Consider the following 17,388-nt stretch of genomic DNA (forward strand, 5'->3'; position numbering starts at 1 on the left):
TTTAGCGGCTGAAGAAAGCGCGCTGGATAGCCATCTCAACGCCGCGCACTTCCGCCAGCCCTTTCAGGCGACCAATCGCGGAGTAGCCTGGGTTGGTTTTCTTTTTCAGATCGTCCAGCATCTGGTGGCCATGGTCCGGACGCATCGGGATCAGATCCTCTTTACCCTCGGCTTTACGGCGTTGTTCTTCTTCAACGATCGCTTTCACCACCTCGTACATGTCGACATCGCCATTAAGATGCGCCGCCTCATGGAAGGTTTTCGGGTTATCTTCACGCAGCGTGGAGCGCAGATGGGTGAAGTAAATGCGTGGGCCAAACTGTTTGATCATGTCGACCAGATCGTTGTCCGCCCGCACGCCATAGGAGCCGGTGCACATGGTGAAACCGTTCGCCATGCTGTTGACCGTATCGACCATCCACTGCATGTCTTCTACCGTGGAAACAATGCGCGGCAGGCCAAGGATCGGGCGCGGCGGATCGTCCGGGTGTACCGCCATGCGTACGCCGGCTTCTTCCGCCACCGGAATAATCGCCTTCAGGAAGACGGCGAAATTCTCACGCAGCGCGGCTTTGTCGATATCTTTATAGCGCGCAAGATGCTGGCGAAACTGGTCAAGCGTGTAGCCCTCTTCCGCACCCGGCAGACCGGCGATGATGTTGCGGGTCAGACGCGCTTTGTCTTCATCGCTCATGATGGCGAAGCGTTCATTTGCCTGAGCAATCTCTTCGGCGGTGTAATCCGCTTCCGCGCCCGGGCGCTGGAGGATATGCAGCTCAAAGGCGGCAAACTCAATCTGGTCAAAACGCAGCGCTTTGGAGCCGTCCGGCAGAACGTATTCCAGGTCGGTACGGGTCCAGTCGAGAACCGGCATGAAGTTGTAGCACACGGTACGAATACCGCACTGAGCCAGGTTACGCAGGCTTTGCTGGTAGTTGGCGATCCACTGCAGATAGTTGCCGGAACGGGTTTTAATGTCTTCGTGGATCGGCACGCTTTCGACGACCGACCAGACCAGGCCCGCCTGCTCAATAATGGCTTTGCGTTTTAGGATCTCATCAACCGTCCACACTTCCCCGTTCGGGATATGGTGTAAGGCGGTGACAACGCCTGTGGCACCCGCCTGACGTACATCCGCTAAGGTGACCGGATCGTTAGGACCATACCAGCGCCATGTCTGTTCCATGTTTTATTCCTCGTTACGTTATGGACTCGACGATATGGCACATAAATTCCTCCTTTTGGTATGACATGTCAACCTAAAGCTTAAAATTGGTTAACCAAATCACGATTTATTCTATTGAGATCGCCATTTTACGGCCCTGTTGCTCAGTAATAATGTAAACATGTAACGCAATGTGACATTCATCGCATCAATGGTTAACCAATATATGTAACATCTCAACCAAAATCATAATAGTTCAACCAATAAAGGTAGACGTTATATGCACGTTCTCAATATTCTGTGGGTCGTATTCGGCATCGGTCTGATGCTGGTGCTCAATCTAAGATTCAAAATAAACTCGATGGTCGCCCTGCTGCTGGCGGCGCTCTCGGTCGGTATGCTGGCGGGTATGGATTTAATGGAGCTGCTGCACACCATGAAATCCGGCTTTGGCAGCACGCTGGGTGAACTGGCGATTATCGTGGTATTCGGGGCGGTCATCGGTAAGCTGATGGTTGATTCCGGGGCGGCGCATCAGATTGCCCATACGCTGCTGGCGCGCCTCGGCCTGCGCTATGTGCAGCTGTCGGTAATCATTATTGGTCTGATCTTCGGCCTGGCGATGTTCTATGAAGTGGCATTCATTATGCTGGCGCCGCTGGTGATCGTCATTGCTGCAGAAGCGAAGATCCCGTTCCTCAAGCTGGCGATTCCTGCCGTTGCCGCCGCCACCACCGCCCACTCGCTGTTCCCACCGCAGCCGGGTCCGGTGGCGCTGGTTAACGCCTACGGTGCGGACATGGGCATGGTTTACATCTACGGTATTCTGGTGACCATTCCGAGCGTGATCTGCGCCGGGCTTATCCTGCCGAAATTCCTCGGCAACCTCGATCGCCCAACGCCGTCATTCATGAAGGCCGACGTACCGGTTGACCAGAATAACCTGCCATCCTTCGGTGTTTCTATCCTGGTGCCGCTGATCCCGGCAATCATCATGATCTCCACCACCATCGCCAACATCTGGCTGGTGAAAGGGACGCAGGCGTGGGAAGTGGTCAACTTCTTAGGCTCTTCACCGATTGCAATGTTTATCGCTATGGTTGTCGCCTTCGTGCTGTTTGGTACCGCGCGTGGTCACGACATGCAGTGGGTGATGAATGCCTTTGAAAACGCGGTGAAAAGCATCGCCATGGTGATCCTGATCATCGGCGCGGGCGGTGTACTGAAGCAGACCATTATTGATACCGGCATTGGCGATACCATCGGTATGCTGATGTCGCACGGCAATATTTCTCCGTACATCATGGCGTGGTTGATAACCGTGCTGATTCGTCTGGCAACGGGTCAGGGCGTAGTCTCAGCCATGACGGCTGCAGGGATTATTAGCGCCGCCATTCTCGACCCGGCAACCGGTCAACTGGTAGGCGTCGATCCGGCGTTACTGGTACTGGCAACGGCGGCGGGCTCCAACACCCTGACCCATATCAACGATGCCTCGTTCTGGCTGTTCAAAGGCTACTTTGACCTGTCGGTGAAGGATACGCTGAAAACCTGGGGTCTGCTGGAGCTGGTGAACTCCGTGGTTGGCCTGATTATCGTATTGATCATCAGCATGATTGCATAACGTCGATACCGCTCTGGCCCGCAGCGCCAGAGCGGTTATCCATCCTGCCTCAACAATCCTCAATAATCAGATACACCGCCTTCACCGGGCCATGCACTCCAACCACCTTGATAAGCTCAATATCTGCCGTCGAGCTGGGTCCACTGATGATGTTAATGCACGATGGCATACGCTCACCGGCCTGCGCCTTCTGATGCAGTTTTTCTGCCAGTTGCGCCACGCGCGGCAGGATAGTGCTTTTACGCAACACGAAAATTGAGGATTCCGGCAACAGGCTCAGGGAACGCCCGCGCTCCGGCGCGGAAAACAGCACCACGCCGCCGGACTCGGTCAGGCCATACTCGGCATACACCACGCCCACTTTCGCCTTTTCGGCCTGGGTAATATTTTCGCTGCCACGCGCCGGATCCCAGACCACGGCGTTGCATTCCTGTTGCAAGCGTTCGGTAATGCCCAGCGCCGCCAGCCGGCTGTCGCCGCTCAGCACCACCGGCTGCTGGCCCAATTCTTCGCACAGACGGAGCGCCGCATCTGCGGCCTGGTCTTCGCGAGTCAGCTCACAGCGAGCCAGCATCACTTCACTGGCAAACTGGACAAATGCATCGCAGCGCTGCTGCGGGCTAAGTTCGGTCAGGCGCTCGTTAGCATAGTTGTTAACCGGTGCGACATCCGCTTGCGGTTCGAAGCGCAGCGGGCGACCCAGCGCCTGGGCGATGGTATTTAAAAACGCGGTACGGTTATCCATTCTTTTTCTCCTGCGCCTGATGTTTCTTAAACCAGCTACGGAAGCTCTCGCCGTCGGCATCAGGCAGATCGCGCGCCTCCATCCAGTCACCAATCGCGCCAACCTTGAGCGGCGTTTTGCCGCCATTGATAAACCAGCTCGCCGCATGTGCGCCCGCCATCATCCCGACTTTCCACAGCCCCGGATGGCTATTGGCGTAGGCGAACATTTTGATCGCCCGTCGCTCGGCTTTCGGCGTTATACCCTCCTCGGCCATCACCCGGCGATGACGCAGGATCAGTTTTGACAGCGGAATCTTAACCGGACAAACGCTGTCACAGGCCGTGCATAATGAACAGGCGTATGGCAGATCTTTAAAATCTTTATAGCCGCCGAGCAGCGGAGAGATCACCGCGCCGATAGGGCCGGGATAGATAGAACCATAACCGTGTCCGCCAATGTGGCGGTACGCCGGGCAGGTGTTCATACAAGCCCCGCAGCGGATGCAGCGCAGCACATCGCGAAACTCAGAGCCCAGCACCTGTGAGCGGCCGTTATCGACAATCACCAGATGGAACTCTTCCGGGCCGTCGACGTTATCCGCCTCGCGTGGGCCGGTAAGCCAGGTGTTGTAGCCCGTCAGACGTGCGCCCACGGCGCTGCGCGCCAGCATGGTGATCAGCACATCCACCTCGGCAAAGGTCGGCGCGATACGCTCCATGCCCATCACCGCAATGTGCGTTTTCGGCAGCGTGGTGCACATGCGCGCGTTGCCTTCGTTGGTCACCAGGCAAACAGAGCCGGTTTCCGCCACGGCAAAGTTACAGCCGGTAATACCGATTTCGGCACTGAGGAAATCCTCGCGGATCTTCTGGCGAATGAATAAGGTCATCGCCTCTGGCGTTTCCGGGCCGTCATACCCCAGACGTTCGTTCAGCACGCGGCGGATCTGGTAGCGATCTTTATGAATAGCCGGGACCACGACGTGCGAAGGCGGATCCTGATCCAACTGCAGGATATATTCTCCGAGATCGGTTTCGATCACCTGAATTCCCGCATCCTGCAGCACATGGTTGACACCGATCTCTTCGGTCACCATCGACTTGGACTTCACCACCTTCTTCGCATTTTTACTCTGCGCAACCTGCAGAATATAGCGGGTGGCGTCTTCTTTGGTTTTGGCGAAATAGACGTGGCCGCCGTTTTCCGTCACTTTCTCGGAGAGTTGATACAGGTAAGCGTCGAGGTTGCTCAGAACGTGATCGCGGATCTGGCTGGCACGATCGCGCCAGTCTTCCCAGTGGCCTAGCTCATCAACCATTTTCTGCCGATTCGCACCAATACGCTCCTGCGCGTTGGCCACGGCTTTGCGCATGATCGGATCTTCGATCTGCTGACGAATGCGCAGTTTAAATTCTACATCGCTGGTTTTTATCGACATCTCTTTCCCCTCAGCGGCTCATCAGCACTTCAGCAATATGCATCACTTTGACCGGCTGGCCTTCGCGTTGCAGTCGGCCGCCAATATTCAGCAGGCAGCTGACGTCAGCGCCGATCAAAAACTCCGGCTTCGCATCCATCAGATGTAAAACTTTCTCTTTCACCATCTCGCCGGAGATCTCGGCCATCTTGACCGAGAACGTCCCGCCAAAGCCGCAGCAGGTGTCCTGATCGGCAAACGTCAACAGCTCCAGTCCGCGCACGTTTTTCAGCAGCGTGAGCGGCTCTTCCTTCACCCCCAGTTTGCGGGTCAGGCTACAGGAAGGATGATACACAGCGCGGCCCTGTAGGCTGGCACCCACGTCCACCACACCCAGTTTGTTGACGATAAAAGAGGTGAGATCCTGCATACGTCCGGCAACCTTCTCGGCGCGCAGCGCCCATTCAGGCTCATCCGCCAGATACGTCGGGTAGCTTTTTACCGCGTAGGTGCAGGAGCCTGCCGGGGAGATAATCGGATCGTCGTTGTCTTCCAGGGCGGCGATCAGGTTTTTCATCCCGGGGATCGCCTCTTTGATGTAACCGCTGTTGATGGCTGGCTGACCGCAACACCCTTGCTTCTCGGGGAAATTAACGCGACAACCCAGTTTTTCCAGCAGCAATACGGAGTCTCGTGCCATCCGTGATTTCAGTGCGTCACCAATACAGGTAACAAAGAAATTTACATTCACAATAACTACTCCATTGCTTCATTTCTGTTTATTGCGCTTGATATCGCGATATCAAACAAATGCTCATTCGTATTTCATGCCCAGTTTTTCTGTTTGCTGGTTTTACCAATACCTGGGTTCATGGTGATGCTCTGATCTTTTTCCTTTGATGACGACTCTCCTCTTCTTATATCAGGACAATCGCAAATGTCTGTATTTTCATTTGTATGACAAAACCAAATAATCCCCTAATCGACTCGCACATGCAATACCCTGGTTTATTTATTTCGGCCTCGCTCACATTTTTACATTGGAAACCACAGCGTTATTAACACCTTAGAAAACAGTTTCAAGTGATTACCACTGTTGTCACTACCATTATTAAAAAGTTTATTAAATAACTACTTATAGGTATTTAATCGGCACTTAAGTATATTTACCCGGCATTGGATTTTAATTAAAAGATTACAATAGTTACAAAACTACAAATCATAATTACTTTATTCACTGAAGCGATTCAGTTTGCATACTTTATTAGAACAGCAATGTAGCCTCCCCACCATAAATATAAATCAGGTTTAATGAACCAATTGGGAATAGCAATGAACGAATATTTTATGTTTGCCCTGGCACTCTCTCCGTTACTACTGATGGTATTTTTAATATTGAAATTGAAAATGCCCATCCATTATTCAGTACTGATCTCTTTGGTATTCACCGCTGCACTATCGGCAATATTCTGGGAAATGCCCGTACAAAATCTAAAAGCCGCGATAGGCTATGGCGCGCTGAAGGGATTATGGCCGATTGTGATCGTGATCCTCGGCGCTATCTTCAGTTATAACGTCATGCAGGCGACCAAAGCGCTGGATATTCTGCGCGATATTCTCGCCAGTATTAGCGAAGATAAGCGTATTCAGGTGCTGCTGATTTCATGGTGCTTTGGTGGATTTCTTGAAGCCGCGGCGGGTTATGGTACAGCGGTCGCCATTCCGATCGGCATTCTTATCGCACTGGGTTTCAATCCGCTGAAGGCGGCGATTGCCTCTCTGGTGGCAAATACCGTTCCCACTGCATTCGGCGCGGTCGGGATCCCGGTTTCTATTCTGGCAGAACAGGTTAACCTGCCGGTTTATACCTTAGGCGGAACCATTATTCTGCAGCTCGCGCTGTTTAATATCCTGCTGCCGTTTGTGATTGTCTGCATTATTGGCGGCGGCCTGAAAGCCATTCGCGGCGTATTTCTGATCACGTTAATTTGCGGTATTACCACGCTGGTTCCGCAGTATTTTGTCGCTATTCATCTCGGTGCTGAATTACCCGCCTTTGCCGGTAGCCTGGTCAGCCTGTTTGCCGTGGCGATGGTTAGTCGCCTGCGCAAAGGGAAAACCGATCCCGAGTGGCGAATTGAAGTCAGCCATACCCGCGAAACCACGCCGCGCTCGGCAAAAGTGTTGTTCCGAGTTGGCTCTATTTATCTGTTTATTTTTGTGTTTATCCTGATGTGTTCGCCGCTGTTCCCGACGATAAAAGGCGCAGCCTCACAACTGGCCTCGGTGCTACATTTCACGTTGGCTGACGGCAAAACGATGGCGTTGAAAGTTGAATGGGTGACCACGCCAGGGATGCTGATCATCTTTGCGACCATTATCGGTGGTTTTATTCAGGGAGCGTCCGCACGCGGGATGCTGGAAGTATTTATCAAAACGATTTTCCAGCTTAAAAACTCTATCGTCGCAATTATGGCGATCGTCGCGCTGGCCACGGTGATGGATCTCAGCGGGATTATCTCCACGCTGGCGCAGTCGATTGTCGATCTGACCGGCAGCTCGTACGTCTTCCTCGCCCCGGTGATTGGCGCGCTGGGCACGTTCGTTACCGGCAGCGATACCAACTCGAACATTTTGTTCGGAAAACTGCAAACCATTGCCGCCAGCAAACTGCATATCGATCCCAACTGGCTGGCAGCGGCCAATACCTCTGGCGCAACGGGCGGGAAAATGATTTCGCCGCAAAGCATCGCCATCGCGGTATCCGCCACAAAAATGGACGGTCAGGCCAACCAGATCATGTCTGGCACCATGAAATACTGCTGCGCCTATATCGTGATCCTCGGCTTAAAGGTTGGCCTCTTTTATTACTGGTTTATGGCATAAGCCATTGTCAACCCCGTCAAATTTGCGGCAACCGTATTTGACGACGCGGTGACCAAAAAGGTTTACACCTCCCCGGAAACGGAACGAGGCGACAGACTTTACGATTTGTCGGCGCTGACTAAAATAGCGCCGATGTTTCAAATCGAGGATTGTTGTTATGTTGTTCTGGAAAAAGATGGTGAAGAAGTTCGACGCCTTTTCCGCGTTGATTCCACCACGCTACTTCCGCGTGTAATACTGGGCACTTATGCCTGATGGCGCTTCGCTTATCATGCCTACGTTTCGCATTCATTTGTAGGCCTGCGTTTCACGCTCATTTGTAGGCCGGATAAGGCGCTAGCCGCATCCGGCAGCAGCGTAAAATGTTCACCCCTTTCTCTTACGCAGTCCGCACGCTCTTAACATCACAACCCAAATACGAAGCCATGCAAAACGGTAGACCAGCGGATGCTGAAACCTCAGCAATGTCAGAAACACAGAGCCCCCTTGCGGCGTCAGATCACTGTTGCCTGATAGCGAACCTGTGGGTCCATAATCTGGTGGCGCGCGTCTATCAGCCGCAGTTCATACGAATCATGCTCTTTCGTCAGCCGCATTACCGCGTCAACAACACTGGTGGTCCGCTCCAGCGCCAGCTTGTCCTCATAACCATTGAGTAGTGAGGCCAGCATCACGCTGCAAATCAGATCCCCAACGCCCACCGGCATTTTGGCAAAGGTATACAGCGGCCGGGCAATGTGTAACGTCTGTTCCGGCGTCACCAGCAGCATTTCAAACGCCTGTTTGTCCCGCGAACAGGCGCCGAGATGCTTCACCAGCACCTTCTTTACGCCCCACGACACCAGCTGCCGCGCCGCTTCCACCACCTCGTCAAAACTACGCAGTTGTTTGCCCGTCAGCACGCCCAGCTCATAGAGATTCGGTCCCATCATGTCGGCCAGTTGAATGGCGTCATCGACAAAAAATGACTCCACGCCCTGCGCGACAATGCAGCCTTTTTGCGGGTCGCCCATTACCGGATCGCAAAAATAGAGCGCCTGCGGATTACGCTGACGAATGGTGGTGACCGCGTGCTTCACCTCTTCACAATGGCGTTTATCTCCAAGATACCCGGACAATACGGCATCGCATTGCGCCAGCTTTTGCAGGTCATCCAGCCCGCTGATGATCGCGCTCAGCTCGCCGTGCGGCATCGCCATGCCCTGCCACATCCCATATTGGGTGTGGTTGGAAAACTGTACGGTGTAAAACGGCCAGACATCGATCCCCGAGAGCTGCATCGGCAACACAGCGGCTTTATTTCCGGCATAGCCATAAACGACCGACGACTGAACAGACAACACGTTTTTCATTTTGACTCCGTCTAACGAAACGTTGGCAGCAGACCAAATACGTCCAGAACAACCGTCAGATAGACAACCGCTCCGCAGACAATCACCAGGTTAAGCACGGTGTTATTACAGGGCGCGGTATAGCTGGCGGTCGGGAAACGTTTCCGCGCGGCTTTCACCAGGAACGGCGGCAGGATCACGCTCCAGATGGTAAAGGCCAGACCGGCGTAACCAATCGCGTGCACAAAACCGTTCGGGAAGAAGAAGCACACGGCGGCTGGCGGGAAGTAGGTCACCAGCGCGGTTTTCAGGCGGCCCATGCCGTCGTCCGGGAAGTGAAACAGGTCGGCGATGTAATCGAACAGGCCAAGCGTCGCCGCCAGCAGGGAACTGGCTACCGCGAAGTTGCCGAAAAAGGTGAGGATCAGATCCATATACCGGCTGGTGAACAGCCCGCTGATGGCCTCGACAAACACATCGATATTGCCGCCTTTGGCGATAATCGGCGGGAATGAGGAACGGCTGATGTTACCCATCGTCACGCCCAGCCAGAAAATATACAGCAGCAGAGCAAACAGCGTACCGATGATAATCGAACGCGTAATATTCGAGACTCCGCTTGTGCCATACAGTTTGACCAGGCTCGGCACGTTACCGTGAAAACCAAACGAGATAATACAGAACGGCAGCGTCATCAGGATGTACGGCAGATACTGCGAATTTGGCAACGCCACCGCCACGCTGTCGATGAGTTTTGCCACTTCGATATGGCCAATCAGCCCGGAGAACGTGGCAAAGAACGCCACAAACTTACCGATAATCAGCACGGTAGTGATGCGTCCGACCAGTAAGGAACTATACCAGGCAATCGCCCCTACCAGCATACTGACGATCACCACCGAGATATTCGCCGGAAAGCGCACGCCGCTGTATTTGAACACGGTTTGCGCCATCACCGCCGACGAACCGGAGATATAGGCATAGGTCAGAATATACAGCACAAAGCCGAAAGCGATACCAACCACGATATTCCACTTCCGGCCTAATAAATCCTGAGTAAAGGTATTAAAACTGGCACCAGCGCCATAATGCAGGTTAACTTCGACCAGCATCAGACCGGTTAATAACATCATGATGGCGATAAACAGAAGAATAACAGACGCACCGGGGAACCATACGCCGGCCATCGCAATCGGCAGGGAGAACATCCCGCCACCCACTACGGTCGCGATAACCAACATGGTTCCGCTAATCAGTCCGGGGGTACTACTCTGTCGCTCAATGGCATTAATATCCATGATAAATGTTCCTGTAGACTATTCGTTATAATTACAGCTGTCATTTGTACATCATGCGGATAATAAAAATGTCGGAGTCAGGGTTTACTTTTTTTTAGTTATGTCACGGTAACGGGCACCGCAAAGGTTTCCTGTTCATGGAAAAGGAATACAAAAAAGCCCCATCACGTGATGGGGCCATAACTATTTTTTAGATGTAATCAAAGCGTGCAGTAAAGAAACGCAACTGCTTCGGCTCGTAAATAAACTTCAGCCCGCGAATATCTTCTTTGTGCTGGTAAAGTTTAATAATACCGTCAGCCACAACATCCATATGTGCGTAGGTATAAACACGACGTGGAATAGTCAGACGCACGGTTTCCAGTTTCGGTCTGTGGTGTTCACCGGTCACGTTATTACGGCCCGCAGAGATAATTCCGCGCTCCATGCTGCGCACGCCGGTTTCCACATAGATGCTGGCGGCCAGACTTTGCGCCGGGAACTCATCTTGCGTCAGATGCTCGCAGAAGCGACGCGCATCGAGGAATACCGCATGACCGCCTACCGGTTCAACAATCGGTACGCCAGCGGCTTTCAGTTTGTCGCCCAGATAGCGAACCTGCTTCACGCGGTGCTCAATATATTCGTACTGCATGGCTTCGCGCAGGCCAATCGCCATCGCTTCCATATCACGTCCGGCCAGGCCGCCGTAAGATGGCATCCCTTCGTAGACCACGACTAACTCTTTGGCAGAAGAGAACATTTCGTCATCGTTCATGCACAGGAAGCCGCCGATGTTCACCAGACAGTCTTTTTTACCACTCATGGTACAACCGTCGGCGTAGCTGAACATCTCATGCACGATCTCGGCGATGCTCTTGTTCTCAAAGCCCTGCTCTTGCTCTTTGATAAAGTAGGCGTTTTCTACGCAGCGGGTAGCGTCGTAGAACACTTTAATGCCATGCGCTTCTGTCAGTTCACGCACCGCACGCATGTTAGCCATCGAGACCGGCTGCCCACCCGCGAGGTTAACCGTCACCGCCAGGCAGATATACGCAATATTCTCTGCGCCTTTTTCATCAATCAGCTTTTGTAATTTTTTAAGATCGATATCACCTTTAAACGCAATATTCAGACCGGCATCGTGCGCTTCGTCACGAACGATATCGACAAACACCGCACCATTTTTTTCCTGGTGATAACGGGTGGTAGTGAAATACATATTCCCGGCAACATATTGCCCAGGTTTAATAGCCAGCTGCGATAACAGGTTTTCTGCGCCACGCCCCTGGTGAGTCGGAACAATATGTTTAAAGCCAAACAGTTCCTGCACTGTTCTTTCCAGATGATAGAAGTTTTCGCTGCCCGCGTACGCTTCATCACCCATCATCATTCCGGCCCACTGCTTGTCGCTCATTGCGTTAGTGCCACTGTCTGTCAGCAGGTCAATATAAATATCTTTCGAATTTAACAGGAAAGTATTGTAACCCGCTTCCTGCATTTTCTTGAGGCGCTCATCACGCGGGATCATAGATACAGTTTCAACGCTTTTAATACGGAAGGGTTCTGCCGGATAATTCATTTTGTTTCTCCAGTAACAGTGGTCATGTACGTATTAATGTGAAGTAAATCATACCTGGTTCATCAACAAATCCTGATGAAATATAACTATTCGCCTCCTGAGTCAGGGGGAGAAATAATGTGGAGGCACTATGCAAGATTTGATTGATTATGGAAATAGCCCGGTCAACATTAATCACTGGCAATAATTTAAAAAGCTGTAAATGTGGGTGATGCAAATCACACGTCATTTTTTTACCCGTTAATATTCAACAAGTTTTTTTTTGCGTTTCGATTTGCCATTCGTCGTAGTGTGTCTGCGGAGAGTGGAAATACTGAAAACATAACTTTCCAGGCTGTGCTCGTAATGTATTGGTGAATGAGTACACCTCATTTTGTGAGAGTCGGATCACTTCACGGAGTGATATTTGTGATTCACATCACTAAAAGTGTAAAGCAAAGTGTACAAAACCGTGTTGTTTCAGAGTTTGCTATTTGCTTCAGTGAGTGAGATCGCATTTTTGGCCAGATGCAGAGGAGCATTATTTTCTGGAAATGGCAGGTATTTGGCGGATTGGATGAGAATGGATTTATACGGTGAATAATACCGGATTTATTGGGGTGAAGGGGTTTTCTATTTATTCCGAAAGCGTGCTATTCGCGCTTATTTCATCTTATTTACATCTGGACTTCCCCCAAGATACTGGCGTAATTTACAGGGGTTTTATTAGCGCGATGCGAAGGTGCGCCAACACCTCCGCATCGCTAATCACAGCAACTATTAATAGAGAATAGCAGCCATGACTGATACGCATTGTATTGCAGTTTCATTTGATCCAGAAGTCCACGCCGCAGATAACCGTCGCCTGAAGGTGGGTTATGCGAGCCGTTATCCTGATTACAGCCGTATTCCGGTGAAGTTCGTCCGGTTTCCGTCCATTGTGATGAAGGGCCAGTGGCTGAAAGCCGCCGGATTCGACACCGGCACCGACGTTGATGTTCGCGTAATGCAAGGCTGCATCGTATTAACCGCCCGCGCCGCCGAACCCGAAGAGTCAGAACTAATGAAATCCCTGCGCGCCGTGGAAAAGCTCTCCGTGCGTAAGCAAAAGCAGGTACTGGAGTTTATCGGGGTAATTGCGGGGAAAGCGTTGAAGGGGTGAGTGTGTGATTGTCATTGGGGCGCCTGCGGGCGCCTTTTTGAGCTTTTACAGGTAAGCGATAAAGTGACATCGATAGTGTATCGGCCTCACACCTGTTGATCAGGTGATAATTTGCGAGCATCATCGCAATTATTTACCTGATAATGAAATCAATGACTTCCAGTAAAACCCTGCAACAGGCAATTGCCGACATCACCATCTGGCGTAAAGGCGAGCAGCGCGCGCCGCACAAGCCCCTGCTGCTGCTTCATGTGCTGGCGGGTTATCAGCAGGGTCACGGTCGCCTGTTTGACTACGGTTCGGAGGTTCGCGACCCGTTGCATAGCCTGCTGGAGCGATTTGGACCACAGCGCGCGCAATACCGCCCGGATATGCCCTTCTGGCGCTTACAGGGAGATGGGTTCTGGGAGCTACAAAACGCCGAGCATTGTTCAACGTCCGGTTGCAGCAAACAGCCCCCTGCCGGAGAACTGGTGACGCATAACGTTGCCGGAGGCTTTGATGAACAGCATTTTGCCCTGCTGAAAAAGAACAAGAATCTCATTAATGCCCTGGCCCAGCAAATCCTCGAGGCGCACTTCACCGAAAGCATTCAGGAAGAGATCGCGGATGAACTGGGATTTGATATCCTGCAAATCCGCAAACAGCGGGACCCATTGTTCCGCCAGCAGGTTCTGCGTGCCTATAACTATGAATGCGCCATTTGTGGCTTCAATATGCGCCACGACAGCACCTCTGTCGCCCTGGAAGCCGCCCATATCAAATGGAAACAGCACGGCGGCCCGTGCGAGATTTCAAACGGCCTTGCGCTGTGTGCAATCCACCATAAAGCCTTTGATAAAGGTTCGATTGGCCTGGATGAAAGTATGCGAGTTCAAGTGTCGCCCGCAGTAAATGGCAGCGGCATGGTGGGCAGACTGTTCTGGGATTTCGACGGGAAGGAGATTGCTCTACCGATGATGCGCGAAAATTATCCACAAGAAGGGTTTGTGGAGTGGCACAGGAAAGAGGTGTTTAGAGGGTGAGTGCGAAGGCCGGACTCGCCTTTTCTTTTACTTTATTGAAAAGTAATGGGTTTTTAGGTTTTAGTTTGGGGATTTGCCCCCAGAATGGACACTTTATGCCATTACTTGGAAGAAGATCACAGAATTAGCAACTAAGCGTATCAGGTTTCATTATCTTTTTTCATCGCACAATTAAATTCATCCTGAACCTGCTGGAGACGTTCAATGATTTTATCAAACCCGTCAGGCTCCTTAAAAAACATTCCACCCTCAATAGCAATTCGATGATCTTCAGCGATAGCAGCAAGGCGCCCTGCATCTTCAGGGACCAGACGTAGCTCACCTTTAGCAACCAACGTATAATCCACACCAGGAAAGGTCCAGCGCTGCTGCTTCATTTCAATTACGTTTTGCATTGCTTCTTTTGTATCATAAAGATCGGCAAATTGATGCTGTAACAGGCAATCAACATCGTACCAGTGACGGGATAGACGTTCTGCATTTAACTCTTTTTCCTGGGTACAAAACTGATGCAGGGCGGTAATTTTTTCCCAGAGAATATAGCCAGGGTTATATGCCTGGACTGTTGCTGATGGCAACTCCAGCTCACCCAGCTCTTTTATTCCAGACAAATAACTGCTTACTGTTATTGTATCCGTCGGTTTTCCCCGATTACGACCACCGAACTCCAATAAGATATGATCTCGCTGGTAAGCCGCAGTATCAGCGTGAACACGAGGAAAGAATATATCGACCTTTTCTCCCCTACTTTCCGCCTCTAAACGAGCCTCCAGGCCGGAAATACCATAAGACTGGAAACGCTGATTAAGTTTTTCCACTAACTCCGCGGTCCATTCTTCTAGTCTTGTTTGCTGTTGTTCACGAAAGCGTTGATTCTGACTTCGACTACGAGTACTTGCTTTCCAGGCCTCTTGTTCCTGTTCTTCTGAATGACCAGCAAGTTCCGCCCAATGAATCGATAAATCGATATCTTCAGAAAAGCGCTCAATCACATTCCAGCACTTGCTTAATGAAGTTCCACCTTTAAAAGCGACTGTGTATGGACGAAGAAAACCTTCATCAAACAGAAGACGTAGGATCTCTGTAACCCAGAGATCCTTTTCCAGAAAGCTCGCCCCTAGACTCAATGGGTGCTTCTGTGCAGCATAAGTGAATATTTCCTGAAGTTGGCCCCGCCCTTCTTCAGTTTTATAGAGTTCAAAGATGCTGCTCATCAGATAGCCTGCCGAAAGAGTTCAAGCTGAGTACGCCATCCCTGAAGAGCTGGTTCACTCACTAATTTCTTAGCAATGGCTGAGCGAGCTTCCCGGGAAGAGATATTAAGACGGTTAAAAGCATTTTTGATTGCTTCCAGACGGGCATACTTTCCACTCAGGCTCAGCAACCCACGTAACAACTCCCCTTCAGGCCGATTCAGCCACTTCAGTTTACTTTCTGACTTGTGCTGAACAATCACAGTCTCGTTGCCAACCTTAAACTCTCTGGTTGGACCGTTCGACCAGTAAATACGCTTAACCGGAGCTTGCGTCTGCATACCCAGCCGATAAGCAGCCTCCAGCCCCTGGATGGTAATTTTATAGCCACGCTCTTTAGCCCATGCAGCCACTACCTTTTCAGCACTGGTTACGATCTTGATGGAAGGAATATTCTTGAGTGGTTTCGGTCGCGCGTAAAATCCTCGATCTACGCGAACAATCATGCCTTCTTTTGCCAGGCGACTCATAGCCTGCTGTACAGATGCGCGACTTCCCAGCGGGTAGAACCCACTGATAGAAAACGGTACACCTCGTCTCATGCGGTTAATCCGCTGACGGACCAGTGCTATAACAGACATACGCACTCCTTAACCTTAAGTGACACATAACAGACCATGTGAAATCATTATAGCCCTTATGCCATGGTGATTTCAAGGGTGTTTACGTCAGCAAAAGGTAGTCTATCGAGGCCATCATATTTCGTTAAAAAGTTTTTTTCACAAAAACAGTATTGGTTCAGATAATTTTGAACTTAAATCAATGCCATAAGAGGAATGCACAGGTAGAACATTATTTAGAGGGCGATATGAAAATATTTATGGATAAAGAAGCAAGAATTTATTAGGATATTATTACTAACACGTTGACTTATTTTAAAAATTATGCTAAGCTCTGCCACGCACTGCGATACCGCGAGTGCAAAGCACCACGACGCGTAAGCGTTCGCTAATCGCAGTGCGTGGCAGAATAAAAGTTTTAAATTTGAATAAATTTTTAACTTGCAAAAATATATTTTTAATACTCATTCTATTTGCTCTCCATTATTTATTATCGGATGGTACAATTGTTGACTACCTGAAGCAACTAACAGGGTGGTTAATTATACCATTGATAAGTTCATTTATAAAACCAAATAGATAAATTTTATTAGCTCTTTAAATGATGTCGTTCTGGCGTTCTTATTTCTTTGTATTTATCATCTCTATCAAGAGTTTCCTCTGGAGATATTCAATATATTAATCTTTTTATCTTTAGACAAGAACTGAGGATGGGCTTATGCCCCAAAAAACTATCGTTAATGTCGCCAGCTATGTTCAAGAGTTGGCAAAAGAAAACAATGTTACAGCTAATCGTGATGTTATGAGCCGCATGGCAGTGACCATTACTGCGCTTACTGGTGACTTTGTTGAGTTAGATAAAATCGAGCAATTGCTGGTAAACCTTAAGAAGAAAGGTATTCTGAGCAAAACTGAAATACTACAACTTCATGGCCGCTATATCTGTGAAGAACGACTTTTTAAGTTGTTAGATTTCTGATATATTTGGACCGTGTAAACAGCTTCTATTATAACTTTAAAAAAACAATATCATATTCTCCATTTGAAATAAAATCATTAAATCAACCAACAAGGAGTAATACAACAATGAAACTTCTTAATACTTATGAAAATAAAGACGAAGCAGAGGAGGCGTTGACAAAGATATCGGGTGAAAAAAGGCTGGCAAGTGAGAGAGATAGTACTGTTGTAATTTATAATCTTTTTGGACAACCGACGTGGGGTAACTTTTATAAACTTGAAATGTTTAACCTTCATGAATTGAAGAAAATATTAGAGGCGAAGAATTCTGGTCAGAATATTGAAAAAGCAAGGTATGATGAAATTATCACCATGCTTCGTTATGTATCTCGAACATTTGATTTAACTATTCCAGAACATTGGTTATAAAAAGAGCCGGC

At 50.1% G+C, this 17,388-nt stretch carries 15 protein-coding genes; 6 read left to right on the top strand and 9 right to left on the bottom strand.

The window, feature by feature from the left end; translation table 11 throughout:
• Window position 1: 1 nt before the first annotated feature.
• Window positions 2-1,186 (bottom strand): mannonate dehydratase, encoded by a 1,185-nt coding sequence (gene uxuA, locus SK34_RS19880; RefSeq protein ID WP_046670861.1) that lies wholly within the window; start codon window positions 1,184-1,186, stop codon window positions 2-4.
• Window positions 1,187-1,445: 259 nt separating this feature from the next.
• On the opposite strand from uxuA, the gene gntP reads away from it, so the two are divergent.
• Window positions 1,446-2,789, top strand: coding sequence for a gluconate permease GntP (gntP, locus tag SK34_RS19885; protein ID WP_003033260.1), 1,344 nt, complete (start codon window positions 1,446-1,448; stop codon window positions 2,787-2,789).
• 49 nt (window positions 2,790-2,838) lie between these two features.
• Here the strand turns inward: gntP and SK34_RS19890 are convergent, their stop codons facing one another.
• Genes SK34_RS19890 through SK34_RS19900 form a run of 3 tightly spaced genes read right to left on the bottom strand, consistent with a single transcriptional unit; the run spans window position 2,839 to window position 5,684 of the window.
• The gene (locus tag SK34_RS19890; RefSeq protein WP_003837166.1) at window positions 2,839-3,534 is read right to left on the bottom strand and encodes a LutC/YkgG family protein; all 696 of its coding nucleotides are present in this window, start codon (window positions 3,532-3,534) and stop codon (window positions 2,839-2,841) included.
• The gene (locus SK34_RS19895) at window positions 3,527-4,954 is read right to left on the bottom strand and encodes a LutB/LldF family L-lactate oxidation iron-sulfur protein (RefSeq protein WP_003033254.1); all 1,428 of its coding nucleotides are present in this window, start codon (window positions 4,952-4,954) and stop codon (window positions 3,527-3,529) included. Before SK34_RS19895 ends, SK34_RS19890 begins: the two co-directional genes overlap by 8 nt.
• 10 nt (window positions 4,955-4,964) lie before the next feature.
• Window positions 4,965-5,684 carry a (Fe-S)-binding protein gene (locus tag SK34_RS19900; RefSeq protein ID WP_003845579.1) on the bottom strand — a complete coding sequence of 240 codons (720 nt, stop codon included), beginning with the start codon at window positions 5,682-5,684 and terminating at the stop codon, window positions 4,965-4,967.
• A gap of 581 nt (window positions 5,685-6,265) precedes the next feature.
• Here SK34_RS19900 and SK34_RS19905 point away from each other — a divergent pair.
• Window positions 6,266-7,819 (top strand): L-lactate permease, encoded by a 1,554-nt coding sequence (locus SK34_RS19905; protein WP_003837161.1) that lies wholly within the window; start codon window positions 6,266-6,268, stop codon window positions 7,817-7,819.
• Window positions 7,820-8,313: 494 nt separating this feature from the next.
• Here SK34_RS19905 and pdxY read toward each other — a convergent pair whose 3' ends face one another.
• The 3 genes from pdxY to SK34_RS19920 all read right to left on the bottom strand — a co-directional run bounded on the left by pdxY (window position 8,314) and on the right by SK34_RS19920 (window position 12,009).
• Window positions 8,314-9,171, bottom strand: a complete 858-nt coding sequence (gene pdxY / locus SK34_RS19910; RefSeq protein ID WP_048233977.1) for a pyridoxal kinase PdxY — start codon at window positions 9,169-9,171, stop codon at window positions 8,314-8,316.
• An 11-nt stretch (window positions 9,172-9,182) separates the two neighbouring features.
• Window positions 9,183-10,448 carry an aromatic amino acid transporter gene (locus SK34_RS19915; RefSeq protein ID WP_003837156.1) on the bottom strand — a complete coding sequence of 422 codons (1,266 nt, stop codon included), beginning with the start codon at window positions 10,446-10,448 and terminating at the stop codon, window positions 9,183-9,185.
• A gap of 190 nt (window positions 10,449-10,638) precedes the next feature.
• A complete protein-coding gene (locus SK34_RS19920; RefSeq protein WP_003837154.1) occupies window positions 10,639-12,009 on the bottom strand; it encodes a tyrosine phenol-lyase in 1,371 nt (456 codons plus the stop codon).
• A 778-nt stretch (window positions 12,010-12,787) separates the two neighbouring features.
• On the opposite strand from SK34_RS19920, the gene symE reads away from it, so the two are divergent.
• Window positions 12,788-13,150, top strand: coding sequence for an endoribonuclease SymE (gene symE / locus SK34_RS19925; RefSeq protein ID WP_048233978.1), 363 nt, complete (start codon window positions 12,788-12,790; stop codon window positions 13,148-13,150).
• A 152-nt stretch (window positions 13,151-13,302) separates the two neighbouring features.
• The gene (locus tag SK34_RS19930; protein WP_082139604.1) at window positions 13,303-14,175 is read left to right on the top strand and encodes a phosphorothioated DNA-binding restriction endonuclease; all 873 of its coding nucleotides are present in this window, start codon (window positions 13,303-13,305) and stop codon (window positions 14,173-14,175) included.
• A gap of 140 nt (window positions 14,176-14,315) precedes the next feature.
• Here the strand turns inward: SK34_RS19930 and SK34_RS19935 are convergent, their stop codons facing one another.
• Both SK34_RS19935 and SK34_RS19940 read right to left on the bottom strand, forming a co-directional pair.
• Entirely contained in the window at window positions 14,316-15,389 is a 1,074-nt protein-coding gene (locus tag SK34_RS19935) for a nucleotidyl transferase AbiEii/AbiGii toxin family protein (RefSeq protein ID WP_048233980.1), read from the bottom strand.
• Complete coding sequence (locus SK34_RS19940; RefSeq protein WP_048233982.1) at window positions 15,389-16,009, bottom strand: DUF6088 family protein; 621 nt, start codon at window positions 16,007-16,009, stop codon at window positions 15,389-15,391. The genes SK34_RS19935 and SK34_RS19940 overlap by 1 nt, the downstream gene beginning before the upstream one ends.
• Window positions 16,010-16,706: 697 nt before the next feature.
• Between SK34_RS19940 and SK34_RS19945 the strand changes: the two genes are divergently transcribed.
• Both SK34_RS19945 and SK34_RS19950 read left to right on the top strand, forming a co-directional pair.
• A complete protein-coding gene (locus tag SK34_RS19945; protein WP_048233984.1) occupies window positions 16,707-16,967 on the top strand; it encodes a hypothetical protein in 261 nt (86 codons plus the stop codon).
• Window positions 16,968-17,074: 107 nt separating this feature from the next.
• The gene (locus tag SK34_RS19950) at window positions 17,075-17,377 is read left to right on the top strand and encodes a hypothetical protein (protein ID WP_048233986.1); all 303 of its coding nucleotides are present in this window, start codon (window positions 17,075-17,077) and stop codon (window positions 17,375-17,377) included.
• Window positions 17,378-17,388 lie beyond the last annotated feature (11 nt).

Origin of the sequence: Citrobacter sp. MGH104 (genome assembly GCF_001034485.1) — a bacterium.
GTDB lineage: Bacteria > Pseudomonadota > Gammaproteobacteria > Enterobacterales > Enterobacteriaceae > Citrobacter > Citrobacter freundii.

What these genes read in the sequence shown, in the direction of transcription:
- pdxY (WP_048233977.1), bottom strand. Translation starts at nt 9,171, where the DNA reads ATGAAAAACGTGTTGTCTGTTCAGTCGTCGGTCGTTTATGGCTATGCC.
- SK34_RS19895 (WP_003033254.1), bottom strand. Translation starts at nt 4,954, where the DNA reads ATGTCGATAAAAACCAGCGATGTAGAATTTAAACTGCGCATTCGTCAG.
- SK34_RS19890 (WP_003837166.1), bottom strand. Translation starts at nt 3,534, where the DNA reads ATGGATAACCGTACCGCGTTTTTAAATACCATCGCCCAGGCGCTGGGT.
- SK34_RS19950 (WP_048233986.1), top strand. Translation starts at nt 17,075, where the DNA reads ATGAAACTTCTTAATACTTATGAAAATAAAGACGAAGCAGAGGAGGCG.
- SK34_RS19915 (WP_003837156.1), bottom strand. Translation starts at nt 10,448, where the DNA reads ATGGATATTAATGCCATTGAGCGACAGAGTAGTACCCCCGGACTGATT.
- SK34_RS19905 (WP_003837161.1), top strand. Translation starts at nt 6,266, where the DNA reads ATGAACGAATATTTTATGTTTGCCCTGGCACTCTCTCCGTTACTACTG.
- SK34_RS19920 (WP_003837154.1), bottom strand. Translation starts at nt 12,009, where the DNA reads ATGAATTATCCGGCAGAACCCTTCCGTATTAAAAGCGTTGAAACTGTA.
- SK34_RS19930 (WP_082139604.1), top strand. Translation starts at nt 13,303, where the DNA reads ATGACTTCCAGTAAAACCCTGCAACAGGCAATTGCCGACATCACCATC.
- gntP (WP_003033260.1), top strand. Translation starts at nt 1,446, where the DNA reads ATGCACGTTCTCAATATTCTGTGGGTCGTATTCGGCATCGGTCTGATG.
- SK34_RS19935 (WP_048233980.1), bottom strand. Translation starts at nt 15,389, where the DNA reads ATGAGCAGCATCTTTGAACTCTATAAAACTGAAGAAGGGCGGGGCCAA.
- SK34_RS19945 (WP_048233984.1), top strand. Translation starts at nt 16,707, where the DNA reads ATGCCCCAAAAAACTATCGTTAATGTCGCCAGCTATGTTCAAGAGTTG.
- SK34_RS19940 (WP_048233982.1), bottom strand. Translation starts at nt 16,009, where the DNA reads ATGTCTGTTATAGCACTGGTCCGTCAGCGGATTAACCGCATGAGACGA.
- symE (WP_048233978.1), top strand. Translation starts at nt 12,788, where the DNA reads ATGACTGATACGCATTGTATTGCAGTTTCATTTGATCCAGAAGTCCAC.
- uxuA (WP_046670861.1), bottom strand. Translation starts at nt 1,186, where the DNA reads ATGGAACAGACATGGCGCTGGTATGGTCCTAACGATCCGGTCACCTTA.